Source organism: Enterococcus sp. AZ109 (assembly GCF_051714625.1).
In the GTDB taxonomy this organism is placed as follows: Bacteria; Bacillota; Bacilli; order Lactobacillales; family Enterococcaceae; genus Enterococcus_A.
In genome coordinates, this window is sequence record NZ_JBIOSF010000002.1 from 397,466 (window position 1) to 410,573 (window position 13,108).

Here is a 13,108-nt window from a genome sequence, read left to right on the forward strand (position 1 = left end):
GATAGGCTTTCAACACAAGCTTCACTAATTAAAATTCGTTGCTTCGATTTCCTGCATTTTCTGATAGGCTGATACAATAGTCGGCTCATCACTAGCAAAAGGTGTTGTCAAAAAAGCATCTACTAAGCGTTTGGCCATAAACTCCGATTGGATCAATGAGCCTAGGGCTAATACATTTGCATTGTTAATCACACGACACTGCTTAGCAGCAAATTCACTTTCCACCACAGCAGCATAAATTCCCTTTTGTTTATTGGCGACCAGGGCAACCCCCATTCCTGTTCCACACAAAACAATCCCCAAATCTGCCTCTGCTGTTTCAAGAGCATCGGCTACATTATAGGCTGCATCAATATGGGAAATCACATCATCAAACGTTTTGGAGCCTAAATCGAGCACTTCATACTTTTGTTCTACTAAATGATTCACCAATTTCTCCTTTAAAGAATGGGCAATCGCATCATTCGAAATAACAACCCTCATTGTTTCTTCCTCCATGCCAAAATAGAGTATTTGAATAAATACCCTATTTTAGCTATTTAATTGATTAAATTACTTAATATTTCCAAGCACTGTCTAATTTTTCTGCTCGCGCTTTAGAAACGGCTTGAATCGATGGTTTTTGTGAGCCTTCTGCTACACCAACATTCCACCAGCTGCCATCATAGCCGTCAGTCATAGTTTTAGGCAAGACTTTTACTTCGATCAAAGTTGACTTTGTTTGTTTCTTAGCGTCAGCTACTGCTGCCTTTAATTCTTCAATGGATTCAACTTTGTAAGCTTTAGCACCATAACCTTCTGCTACTTTAGCGTAATCAATGTTCATAATTTCGTTGTTGTAATCCCTGAACTCGGTTCCGTGGCTAGCACAGCCATTGTCCATCTGCAGGTTATTAATACAACCAAAACCAGAATTGTCAAAAAGTACAATGTTGATCTTTTTATTGTATTGTAAAGAAGAAATCAATTCGCTGTGAAGCATTAAGAAACTACCATCACCCACAAGCGCATACACCTCTTGCTCAGGAGCGCTCATCCGAATACCCATTGCGCCACCAATTTCGTAGCCCATGCAAGAATAGCCGTACTCTAAATGGAAAGTATTTTCCACCGCCGGATTCCACAAACGTTGCATGTCACCTGGCAATGAACCAGCTGATCCCACCACGATCGCATCCTCATCCACAAAATCATTCAAGTGTATAAAGACTTCTGTTTGCGTTAAATTAGTATCTAACACATCGGCATACTCATTCAATTCTTCCTGAGAAAAATGATTTTTGATTTCTGGATCAAAGTTTTCACGGGTGAACGTCGTATTCTTCAAACGATTTCTTTCTGCTTCCCATTCTTCTTTTAATCCCTTCAAGGTATCACCGAATTCTGTTTGGTAATCTTCTAATAACGGAAGTAAGGCTTCTAGGCTCGCTTTAGCATCACCAACAACTTGAAACGCATCAAATTTATATGCTTGCGGACGGCTCACATTGATATTCAAGAATTTCGTCTGATCAAAGTTAAACAGAGTTTTGGATGACGTAGTGAAATCGGTATAGCGTGTGCCCACTCCGATAATCAAGTCAGACATTTGAACGGCTTTGTTGGCAGCCGATGTTCCTAAAATACCGTTACCGCCTAAATTATTGGCAAACGTATACGCTACTGCTGATTTCCCTGCATGTGTTTCCACTAATGGAATATTGAATTTTTCTGAGATTTTTTGTAAAATTTCGCCTGCTTCCGAATATTTGCAGCCGCCGCCTACTAATAGTACCGGCTTTTTACTTGCTTTAATTAATTCCACTGCGCCGTCTAATTCTCGTTGAGTTGGCACCGTGCGATTAATATAATGCACCCGCTTGTTGAAAAATTCTGCCGGATAATCGTAGACTTCGCCCTCAGTATCTTGTGGAATACAAACCGTTGCCGGACCCATTGTTGCCGGATTCGTCATCACTTCAAATGCCCGGATTAGAGCGCTCATTAATTGTTCTGGACGATTCACCCGATCCCAGTAGCGAGAAACCGCTTTAAAGGCATCGTTGGTAGAAAATGCGGCACTTGTATCATGTTCCAATTGTTGTAATACTGGATCAGGTTGACGGGTTGCGAAAGTATCCGCTGGCACAAACAATACCGGAATATTATTAGCAAAAGCGGTTCCGGCTGCTGTGATCAGGTTAGCGGAACCTGGTCCGGCTGAAGTTGATACCGCAAAGATTTTTTTCCGCAGACTTTGGCGTGCAAAAGCGACTGCCGCATGAGCCATTCCCTGTTCATTTTTTCCTGAATAGCTCTTTAGATGTCCGGGATCAGCTTCTAAAGCTTCGCCAATTCCTAATACGTTACCATGTCCGAATACGTGGAAGATTCCTTCAACATAAGGTGTTTCCACACCATCGATATTAATATATTGTTGGTTCAAAAATTTTAAAAGTGCTTGTGCTGTTGTTAAACGAATTGTTTTACTCATGGTTGTCCTCCTAATTCCTGTGAGTGGTTAGTTCATAAAGCTTCCTATTTAAATAGGAAGCGATTTTTTTCAAATGTGAAGTTATCGGCGTATATTAGTCCGTTAAATCCGTGCGATCATTTCGCCGTATTGTTCTTTTTCCATTTTGATGAATTCGTGAACTGCTTCTGTATCTGGTAGATCGTCAGAGCAGTTATTGCTGCGGACCATCATGGATGCTTCGGCTGAACCAAATTCTAAGCAATCGATAATTTCCCAGCCTTGGTACAAGCCATATAAGAAACCAGAGCCATAGCCATCGCCGCCGCCAAAACCTTTACGGGCATCAACAGGGAACGGTTTAATTGAGAATTGCTGACCATCATCAGTATACGCAGTAGACCCTTTCATCCCATGCTTGATGACAACAATTTTAGCGTTGTAGCTATGCCATAAAGCGGCACTTTCCACATCACTCATACCTGGATTAATCAATTTTTCAGTTAAGTCGAATTCTTCCCGTGAACCCATAATGACATCAGATTCTTTGGCAATCATCGAATAATAAATCGAGATCTCATCATCATTTTTCCAGTTGTAAGCCCGGTAATCAATGTCGAAAATGACCTTAGTATTATTGCGTTTTGCCAACATAACTGCTTTGATTGTTGCTTCTCTTGATGGGCTCTCTGCTAAGGCCGTCCCTGAAATCAAAATTGCTTTGGCACTTTTGATGTATTCTTCATTGATATCTTCTGTACTCAAAGCTAAATCAGCCGCTTGATTACGATACATTAAAATATGACTTTCTTTTTCAGACAACATTTCGGTAAAGGTTAAGCCTAATTTTTCACCATTTTGCGCCCGACTAATGTTAGAAGTATCGATACCTAAGTTGTCAAAATACTCAATGACATAATCGCCAAATTGATCATCAGAAACTTTACCAATAAAGCCAGCCTTCATACCGTGGCGGGTAACCCCCACTGAAATATTCGCCGGAGACCCACCTACAAATTTTTCAAATGTGTGGACATCCTTCAATGGTTTAAAATCTTCCTTCACTTGGTCGTTATAAGCAGGATTAAAATCAATTGCTACTCGACCTAACAGTAGTAAGTCAAATTCTCGGGATTCGTCAAACGCTACATATCTCATTTTTCCACCTCTTCATTTTCTCGACTGTGCAAACACAATCGTTGTATGTGCTTTCATTATAGCACCTCTCTTCGTTGCGTGCAACACACATTCATAATTTATTTAAAATAAAAAAGCACGCTGTTTTAGCGTGCTAAAAATTGGTGGATTAGATGTTATATTTAGTTTTGATAATGATATCTGTGTAAATAAACTCCTGGTCTACCGGCACTTGATTCTGAAGTGTATCTGCCAAAAGTAGTAAGGAACGATACCCTTGAGTGTAACCATCCTGATCGATTAAGAAATCCACCGCTCCTTTTTTTAAAGCGGCTTTATTGTTTGAAGTATTATCATAAATGATGACAAATGGTCGTTTTTCTAAACCCAGTCGATCAAAGGCTCGCTCAATGCCCGCTTGGCCACCAGAGAAAACCACAATCCCGTTTAGATCAGGAAAAGCTGTGATCGTATTAACGATATTATTTTCCACCTCTTGGCTGTCATCAAAGCTGCTTTGTACCCCTACTAAATGAACATTGGGATAAGAATGTTTAATTTCTTCTACGAAACCATCCACTCGGGAACTACTTACACTATTGCCGAAATAGCCGGTGATCGCCAGTACTTTCCCAGCGCCGCCGGTCAACATACCCATCAATCCGGCAGCCGTTCTCCCACTTTGGTTGTTATTTAGTCCGATAAAACAACTACGCTTGGTTCCGATAATGTCAGAGTTAAAGGTAATTACACTGATTCCTTGATCAGCAAACTGATTAATTTTTTCTCGAATCCGTGGACTTTCCACCGGCATAATCGCTATTGCCTGGACTTTTTCTGCCATCAATTGGTCTAAAGCTTTAATCTGCTCCGCTTCATCCACCGTGTCAACTTCTTTTAAAACACATTCAATATTACGATTGTTTAGCTCTCTGATAGCATCTTGCAGCCCTTGATGGATCGGTACCATAAAAGAAGATGTTGCCAGCTGCGTGACGATCCCAATCTTGTATTTTGGTGCTTCTTGTTTGCGGCTTCTGGGTACATATCCGATTTCGGCAGCAATTTTATGAATCTTTTCGGCCACCTCGGGATTAATTCGGCCGCGATTATTTAAGGCACGATCCACGGTCCCTCTGGATACACCTGCTCTTTCAGCAATTTCTTTAATTGTTCCTGCCATCGTCTTTGTCCCCTTTTACCTTTTCTTGCTTCCATCATAACACACACATAAAAAGCACGCAAGTTTGCGTGCTAAAACATTCTATATAGCAGTTGTTTCACCGCGATAAACAATTCCACGGCGTGTATCAGCGGTGATAAGTTCACCATCGACAATCGTTGTAGTCGCCTTAGCTGCTCCGACAATTACTGGTATATCTTGCGCAACACCCACTACGGCGGCATGAGAAGTCAATCCACCACTTTCCACGATAATGGCGGCCGCTTGCTTAATTGCTGGCATATAATCAACGTTCGTAGTAGGAACTACCAAGATCATTCCCTCATGAGCTTTTTTATTTGCTTCTTCCGCTGTAGCTGCCACAACTGCATTGGCTACAACAGTACGCTGTCCGAGTCCTTGAGCCTCTAATAATTTGGTGCCCACCAATTGGATCTTCATAACATTGGTGGTTCCCCGTTCTCCTACTGGCACCCCTGCAGTGATTAGGATCAGGTCTCCTTCTTTAGCAAAATTTAGATCCAGCGCTTTTTTGGTAGCCAACTCAAACATTTCATCCGTCGTAGCTGGTTTTTTAGCAACGGTCGGATACACGCCCCAATTTAGCATTAAACCCCGCTTGGTCCTTTCATCGAAGGTCACCGCTAAAATATCAGCATCTGGGCGATATTTGGAAATTAATTTGGCCGTGTGGCCAGACTCGGTCGCCGCAACAATGGTCTTAATCCCTAAATTTTGCGCTGCCCGAGCCACTGATAAGGCCGTTGTCTCGGTTACATCGGTTTTGTCGAAACGATTCATTTGAAAGGTGCCAAGATTTGCCAAAGCTTTTTCCGCTTCGACATCAATACGCGCCATTGTCGCGACCGCTTCAACTGGATAATCCCCATTTGCAGATTCCCCAGAAAGCATTGTTGCATCGGTACCATCAAACACAGCATTCGCAACATCAGAGGCTTCGGCACGGGTTGGTCGAGGATTGTGCTGCATTGATTCCAGCATTTGAGTAGCTGTAATAACCGCTTTTCCTGCAGCATTGCATTTTTTGATAATACTTTTTTGGACCATTGGAACTTCCTCGGCGGGAATTTCTACCCCCATGTCTCCCCGGGCAATCATGATCCCATCTGAGACCTTGAGAATTTCATCAATATTGTCGATGCCTTCTTGTGATTCGATTTTGGCAAAAATCTGAACATGGGTCATCTCTTTTTGTTCCAAAATTTCTCGAATTTCCAAAATGTCTTGGGCCTTGCGAACAAAGCTGGCGGCAATAAAATCGATTTCATTATCCAACCCAAAACGAATATCCTCAGCATCCTTTTCGGTAATACCTGGCAAACTAATCGAGACCCCCGGAGCATTCACACCCTTGCGAGATCCTAAAATTCCAGCATTTTCCACGGTAGTAATCAGTTCTCTGGTGTCTTCGTCCTTTTCAATAATCTTCATATCAATCAATCCATCGTCAAATAATATATGACCACCCACATGGACGTCGTCAAATAGTTGTGGATAGGTTACTGCAATTTTTTCCGCTGTTCCCTCTAACGTACCATCCATGGAAATCCGAACAATATCCCCCATCTCAAATGCAATTTTTCCATTGCAGGTGCTCTGAACGGTCGTCCGGATTTCAGCTCCTTTTGTATCCAAAAGAATCCCGACATCTTTGCCCGTTTGTTTGACTGCTTTTCGAACTTGCTGCATTCTTTCTTGCTGTTCTTCATGATTGCCGTGGGAAAAATTGAAACGGAACACATTTGCGCCTGCTTCGATTAATTCTGCGATAATCTCTACGGTGTTGCTAGCGGGACCTAACGTACTGACAATTTTTGTTTTTTTCATTGTTAACTCCTTTGAATTAGATAGTGGCTGTGACTTAAAACGTCACAAACTCTGAGAACCGCATAATCGGTGTAACTAAAGCAGTTCTTTCGGAGATAGGTCAAATAATCGCAAAAATAGGAGCAGCTATTTTCGGACTATTTGGCCTATTCCTTGGAGCTGAACACTTCTGTCACCACCACCGTTTTAGTGAATGAGTTGCGTGCTTCTCCTGTTTTTAGCACTTAACTCATATTTTTTATCTTGATTAAACGGGTTACGCTAGAACGCTCATTTTCTTCCAACTTCATCTTGATATAGTGAATCGTCTCTTCTAGTTGTGGAATTGTCATATACTCCAAGGCATTTACTCGTCGCCGGGTTTTTTCGATTTCATTGGCCATCAGCTGACAGGTTTTTTCAATCTCAGTCAATTCAAACAGTTGAGGTAAAAAAGCGAAAAAGGCATCCAGCGTACGATCAAGTTCAGCATTGGAATTAATGTAGCCATATTCCATTGGATCGTCCTTGGCATGGATAGTGTATTGAAAGTTCATCACGGGTACTTTTACACTCATGATATTTTTCTCTAGTATATCCAATTCAATTTTTTCAGAAGGCAGAATAAACAGGTTTTCAATGAACGCCTCATTAATCGTAGCATCTGCTAAAGCAAAATCTTCCATCGCTTGTTGCATGGCTTCTTCCACCACAATCCGCAATTGATTATTTTTGCGAATTAACAAAATAAAGCGGCGCATGAGTTCATCTTGTTTGTCTTTTAACAATTTATGGCCTCTGACGGCTGTTGTGTATTGTTTTTTGAGACGCGTCAGTTCCATACGGGTAGGATTAACATTTAATTTCATCATATTACTTCTCCGTATTTGGCATATATTGATCCAGCATGTCTTCTTTGATCCGTTTTAGCTCCGTTCGCGGCAGCATCGACAGCAGTGACCAACCTAAATCTAAGGTTTCTTCGATTGTACGATTTACATGGAACCCTTGATTTACGTAGGTACCTTCGAAATGTTCCGCAAATTTGGCATAAATTTTATCGACATCAGACAAGGCCGAATCGCCTAAAACAACTGCTAATTCCTTGGCCTGCTTTCCTTGGGCATACGCCGCAAAAAGTTGGTTCATCGTAGGTGCATGATCCCCGCGGGTTTTGCCTTCACCAGTCCCTTTATCCTTCAAGCGAGACAATGATGGCAGCACATCAATCGGTGGTTGAATACCACTGTTGTATAGTTCTCGCGTCAAAATAATTTGACCTTCCGTAATATAGCCGGTCAAATCGGGAATGGGATGCGTTTTGTCATTTTCCGGCATGGTTAAGATGGGAATTTGGGTCACTGATCCCTTTAATCCGCGGATTCGTCCTGCTCGTTCGTATAAGGTCGCAAGATTCGTATACAGATACCCGGGGTACCCGCGACGTCCAGGAACTTCCCGACGAGCGGCGGAAATTTCTCGCAGCGCCTCACAATAATTGGTCATGTCTGTCATAATTACTAGGACGTGCATCCCTTTTTCATAAGCTAAATATTCCGCGGCAGTCAACGCCATCCGAGGAGTAGCAATCCGCTCAATTGCCGGATCGTTTGCTAAATTGACAAACATCACCGATCGATCGATGGCGCCGGTTTTCCGGAAATCTTCCATGAAGTATTCAGCTTCTTCAAAGGTAATTCCAATCGCTGCAAACACTACCGCAAAATCCTCCGAGGAATCCAGCACCTTGGCTTGCCTAGCAATTTGGGCAGCCAATTCCTTATGAGGCAATCCCGATCCAGAAAACACCGGCAATTTTTGCCCACGGACTAACGTATTTAAGTGGTCAATAGCCGATATTCCGGTTTGAATGAATTCATCCGGATAATCTCGAGCCATCGGGTTAATCACTTCTCCGTTAATATCCAATTTTTTCTCTGGTAAAATTTCCGGGCCATTGTCCTTTGGGCGACCTAGCCCGTCAAAGACTCGACCAATCATGTCCTCAGAAACGGCTAATTCCAGCGGGTGTCCTAAGAAGCGAACGGTGGATTGTTCCAAGTTAATCCCGCTTGTTCCTTCGAAGATTTGGACCATTGCTTTGTCTTCTTGAACCTCTAGAACCTGACCGCGCCGAATGTCGCCGTTTTGCATACGAACTTCAATTAGCTCTTCGTATTTAACGCCTGCCACCTTTTCTACGACCATCAGCGGGCCGACCACTTCACCAATAGTTTTGTATTCTTTAATCATGGGTCATGCCTCCTTGACTGACAATCTCGTGCATGGTTGTCTTGATTTCTGCGATAATTTGGTCAAATTGCTCCAGTTGATCCTCAGAGATGTATTTACTGCGGGCAATTCGGTCTCTTAAGTCCACTGTTCCTGACATAATTTCCTCTAAATATGCCCCTAAACGCAGCGCTTTTTGCCCTTCTGTTCCAAAAGTTAAAATTGTATCCAGCATTTTTTGCTGCTTTTTACGAGAAGAAAAGGTATCTACATCGTCAAAAGCATTTTGCTGCAAATAATCCTCTCGCAGCGATTTGGCAATCTCCAAGGTTAAGCGATCTTTTTCCGACAGCGAGTCGACCCCTACTAAACGGACAATTTCATTTAATTGTGACTCTTCCTGCAAGATTCGCATCCCTTGTCCCACCATGACATGCCATTCGGTTTGCAGTTCTACATCCATAAATTTACCAACCTCGTCGGAATAAAGTGAGTAGCTTTGTAGCCAATCCACCGATGGGAAATGCCGTTGTTGCGCTAAAATAGCGTCTAATCCCCAATAGACTTTAACCACACGCAACGTATTTTGCGTAACTGGCTCGGATACGTCCCCACCAGAAGGAGAAACTGCGCTGATAGCTGTAATACTGCCTTCGCGATGATCAGATCCTTTGGTAACCACTCGTCCGGCACGTTCATAGTATTCTGCCAGACGGCTACCTAGATAAGCAGGATACCCTTCATCTCCAGGCATTTCTTCTAAACGTCCACTCATTTCCCGCAGCGCTTCAGCCCAACGAGAAGTTGAATCCGCCATAATCGCCACATCGTAGCCCATGTCACGGAAGTATTCTGCGATTGTAATACCGGTATAAATCGAGGCTTCACGAGCAGCTACCGGCATATTTGACGTATTGGCAATCAAAACCGTCCGTTCCATAATTGATTCCCCCGTATTAGGGTCAATCAGTTCGGGAAATTCATTTAGCACATCGGTCATTTCATTGCCACGTTCGCCACACCCAACGTAGACGACTAAATCAACATCTGCCCATTTAGCAATCTGATGCTGCACCACTGTTTTCCCCGCACCAAAAGGCCCCGGAACTGCGGCAGCTCCTCCTTTGGTGACAGGGAAGAAGGTATCGATTACTCGTTGGCCTGTTAGCATTGGTACATCTGGAATTAATTTTTCTTTAGCGGGACGACTGCGACGAACCGGCCATTTTTGCAGCATGCTGAAGCTTTTTTTACCATCGGTAGTTTCTATTTCATAAATCGTCTCATCAATAGTAAAATCCCCAGCTTCTACTTTTGTTAATGTACCTGCTACGCCATTTGGTACCATAATTTTATGTTTGATAACTTTTGTTTCCTGCACGATGCCAATGACATCACCGGCAACTACTTCAGTCCCCACTACCATTTGTGGTTCAAAAGTCCATTTTTTATGGTGATCCAATGCTGGAATTTGAATTCCTCGACTTAAGAAATTGCTTTTAGTTACTTCCAAAAAAGTATCTAATGGCCGTTGAATCCCATCAAACATCTGAGACACAATCCCTGGACCTAATTCCACTGACAAAGCTTCTCCGGTAGTTCGTACCGGTTCGCCTGGCCCAATTCCTGATGTTTCTTCGTATACTTGAATCGAGGCGACTTTTCCCCGCATTTCTATAATTTCACCAATTACTCCTAGATCTCCGACATAACAAATGTCTTGAATGCTGGCTTTTTCCATATTATCTGCCATCACCAAAGGTCCAGAAACTTTGATAATTTTTCCTTCTTGCAAAATAATCGATCCTCCATTTCATCCCATGACGTCTTTTCCTCGTCAACGATATTTTAAAGTATGTTTTGACCGACAGCTTTTTCAACATTTTGTTGGATATCTGCCCTTCCTTGCCCCAGTGTTCCTTGATGACTGGGAATAAGTACAATTGCTGGTGTCAGCTGCTGGCGATAATGCGCAATCGTCTCTGGAATCATTTTGGCACATTGTTCGGTGATGTAGATTACACCAGAATCTTCTGCTAGCTCGGTCACGATTTTTCGAGCCGTCGTTTCATCCGTTGCATAACGGACATCAAAACCAAATAATTTAAAGGGCAGGACCGATTCCTTGTCCCCGATCACACTGATTTTATAAACCATAAACGTTGCGCACCCTCTTTCGAATCCGTTCCTTTGCAATCTTGCTGCGTTTGGCTGTGACAATCAGCTGCAAATTTTTCCGTTCCACTTCTTTGGCGTTGAGAAACGCCAAAAGCGGGAGCGGACCAAACGCCTGAGTTTGGGCTGTTTGATACAAGCCTGTTAAATAATTATCTTTAAACCGCTCCAATAGTGCCGGATCAAGGATTTCCTCCTGCAAGATTGCTGACAGCTCGTCGCGATAAACACTATTTCTCAAAAATTCTTTGAAAGATGCTAACTCACCACCAACAAATTCCAGCAAAGTTTCTTTAGCAATAGCACCCGCACTCGACAAAACCGAATCCATAAATCCGTGACTGCGTCTTTGATAGAGACCTCTTACTAATAAGATAATATTCGTTAAATCGATAAAATGAATGATCTCATTCAATAACTCCGGATAGGCTAACCGCTCACCTACCAAGCGCTGGGTTTGCAGAAAATGGCGATCGTATATTACATCGATTCCTTGTAAAACCGTTGATTCCTCCAGATATTCCAGCACTTCTTGGACACTGGCTACAATTTCTACCGGCAGCTGCTCTGATTCTCCGGTGCGAATAACTTCCTTTAATTGCTGAATCGAGTAAAATCCATCTGGTACAAATAGATGGTCAAACGACTGTTCTAGGTATTCTCCTTTGGTTAATACTTTTAAATTATGAAAAGTGAAGCGCATAGTGTAGACCCACACGACTTCTTTTTCCGGGGCAATTTCCACTAACCAATTAAACAGGTTTGTCTGCTCCTGATCCATTCTTTCATTAAAAGTGTCTTCAACGCTTGGCTGAAGCAGTGGAGCATAACAAGTTGTTTGCAATAGCTCACCGACTTCTTCAATATCTTTCGCTTGGATCAACTTTTCAACTAGTTCGGAATCCAGCAGTTCTAATTCCTTGGCACGAATCAAAGGATTTAATACGTGGTAACCACTTAAACTCATTCCTTCTCCTCCTGTTGTTCTTTCGTCATATTTCTTCCTATATAAATAGTGCGTATTTTATACGACTAGCCGAAAAGCTGCTGCGCTAACTCGTAGGACAATTCACTTTGAACATCAGTCACTAAGCTTGAAAAAAGACAGTTGTACTGAACCCCTTGACTATTTACGACAAATCCGGCTTGATTAGCTACCGCTTGATCTGAATAAGTTAATTGATACGGCAACTGAAGCTGATTTAAAAAATCTGCTGTATACACGTGACGACTCTTTTCACCAGGGATAAACACCGCTTGATCTTTTAATGGGATCAACGGCAGTACCACCTTAGCAAATGCCTGCAGCTCTGTTGGCTCCCAAGCTTCCATTTCTTGCTTTGCATCTTCAAAAAGTTGATTTAAAAGCTGTTGTTTGTGGTTAAGGCTCTGCTGGCGATGTTCCATCTGTTGACGATTACTTAGTTGACGGTACTTCCCTTGAATCATTTCGACTTGCTTATTGCGCTGTTTTTCATAATTGTCTTGCAGAATGCTTTGATTTTTTTGGAATTCAGCATCGATGCGTTCCTTTTCGTTTTTCACCAAAAGTGACAATTCTTCGTGGGCTTTCGTTTTCATTTGTTCAACTATTTTTTCAATGGCACTCATGGAACTGGCCTCCTCATTTATACTTGTCCAACTAATAAGAAGGAAATAACGAAGCCTAAGATGGCATAAGTTTCTACCATGGCAGCAAAAATTATCCCTTTTGTAGCATGCTCTGGTTTTTTCGCTAGAATTTGAATGCCAGCAGCCGCCACTTTCCCTTGAGCAATACCGGAAAATAAACCAGTGAAGGCAATTGGCAGTGACGCTCCTAAATAACCTAGACCATCAATCATAGACATATCCGTGCCCATATTACCGAAAATAAGAAAGGCGATAACGAAACCGTACAATCCTTGAGTACCCGGCAATAACTGTAGAATCAATGCTTGCCCGAATTTTTCTGGTTGACTAGTTGTCAAAGCCGCCGCTGCTTCCCCGGTGGTTCCAACCCCTTTAGATGAACCAATTCCAGAAAAAATTGTTGCACAAGCCATCCCCAAAATTGCAAAAAGAATGCCACCATTATTTTGAATCAAGTAATCTGTCATGTT

The 13,108-nt window shown here is 42.4% G+C and carries 12 protein-coding genes; all 12 read right to left on the minus strand.

Features of this window, described 5'->3' with window-relative positions; genetic code table 11:
• Nucleotides 1-24 precede the first annotated feature (24 nt).
• Nucleotides 25-483 carry an RpiB/LacA/LacB family sugar-phosphate isomerase gene (locus IGI42_RS18510; RefSeq protein ID WP_438717478.1) on the minus strand — a complete coding sequence of 153 codons (459 nt, stop codon included), beginning with the start codon at nucleotides 481-483 and terminating at the stop codon, nucleotides 25-27.
• Between the two features lie 73 nt (nucleotides 484-556).
• A complete protein-coding gene (gene iolD / locus IGI42_RS18515; protein ID WP_438717479.1) occupies nucleotides 557-2,473 on the minus strand; it encodes a 3D-(3,5/4)-trihydroxycyclohexane-1,2-dione acylhydrolase (decyclizing) in 1,917 nt (638 codons plus the stop codon).
• A 102-nt stretch (nucleotides 2,474-2,575) separates the two neighbouring features.
• Nucleotides 2,576-3,610, minus strand: a complete 1,035-nt coding sequence (gene iolC / locus IGI42_RS18520; protein ID WP_438717480.1) for a 5-dehydro-2-deoxygluconokinase — start codon at nucleotides 3,608-3,610, stop codon at nucleotides 2,576-2,578.
• A gap of 148 nt (nucleotides 3,611-3,758) precedes the next feature.
• On the minus strand, nucleotides 3,759-4,772 hold the full coding sequence (locus tag IGI42_RS18525; RefSeq protein ID WP_438717482.1) for a LacI family DNA-binding transcriptional regulator: 1,014 nt from the start codon (nucleotides 4,770-4,772) through the stop codon (nucleotides 3,759-3,761).
• A gap of 81 nt (nucleotides 4,773-4,853) precedes the next feature.
• A complete protein-coding gene (gene pyk, locus IGI42_RS18530) occupies nucleotides 4,854-6,620 on the minus strand; it encodes a pyruvate kinase (RefSeq protein WP_438717484.1) in 1,767 nt (588 codons plus the stop codon).
• A 224-nt stretch (nucleotides 6,621-6,844) separates the two neighbouring features.
• A complete protein-coding gene (locus IGI42_RS18535) occupies nucleotides 6,845-7,471 on the minus strand; it encodes a V-type ATP synthase subunit D (RefSeq protein ID WP_438717485.1) in 627 nt (208 codons plus the stop codon).
• A 1-nt stretch (nucleotide 7,472) separates the two neighbouring features.
• Nucleotides 7,473-8,852, minus strand: coding sequence for a V-type ATP synthase subunit B (locus IGI42_RS18540; protein ID WP_438717487.1), 1,380 nt, complete (start codon nucleotides 8,850-8,852; stop codon nucleotides 7,473-7,475).
• Complete coding sequence (locus IGI42_RS18545; protein WP_438717489.1) at nucleotides 8,845-10,626, minus strand: V-type ATP synthase subunit A; 1,782 nt, start codon at nucleotides 10,624-10,626, stop codon at nucleotides 8,845-8,847. The genes IGI42_RS18540 and IGI42_RS18545 overlap by 8 nt, the downstream gene beginning before the upstream one ends.
• 53 nt (nucleotides 10,627-10,679) lie before the next feature.
• Nucleotides 10,680-10,988 (minus strand): V-type ATP synthase subunit F, encoded by a 309-nt coding sequence (locus IGI42_RS18550; protein ID WP_438717491.1) that lies wholly within the window; start codon nucleotides 10,986-10,988, stop codon nucleotides 10,680-10,682.
• Nucleotides 10,978-11,973 (minus strand): V-type ATPase subunit, encoded by a 996-nt coding sequence (locus tag IGI42_RS18555; protein ID WP_438717493.1) that lies wholly within the window; start codon nucleotides 11,971-11,973, stop codon nucleotides 10,978-10,980. The genes IGI42_RS18550 and IGI42_RS18555 overlap by 11 nt, the downstream gene beginning before the upstream one ends.
• A gap of 65 nt (nucleotides 11,974-12,038) precedes the next feature.
• Nucleotides 12,039-12,617, minus strand: a complete 579-nt coding sequence (locus tag IGI42_RS18560) for an ATPase V (RefSeq protein ID WP_438717495.1) — start codon at nucleotides 12,615-12,617, stop codon at nucleotides 12,039-12,041.
• A 17-nt stretch (nucleotides 12,618-12,634) separates the two neighbouring features.
• On the minus strand, nucleotides 12,635-13,105 hold the full coding sequence (locus IGI42_RS18565; protein ID WP_438717497.1) for a V-type ATP synthase subunit K: 471 nt from the start codon (nucleotides 13,103-13,105) through the stop codon (nucleotides 12,635-12,637).
• Nucleotides 13,106-13,108: the final 3 nt, after the last annotated feature.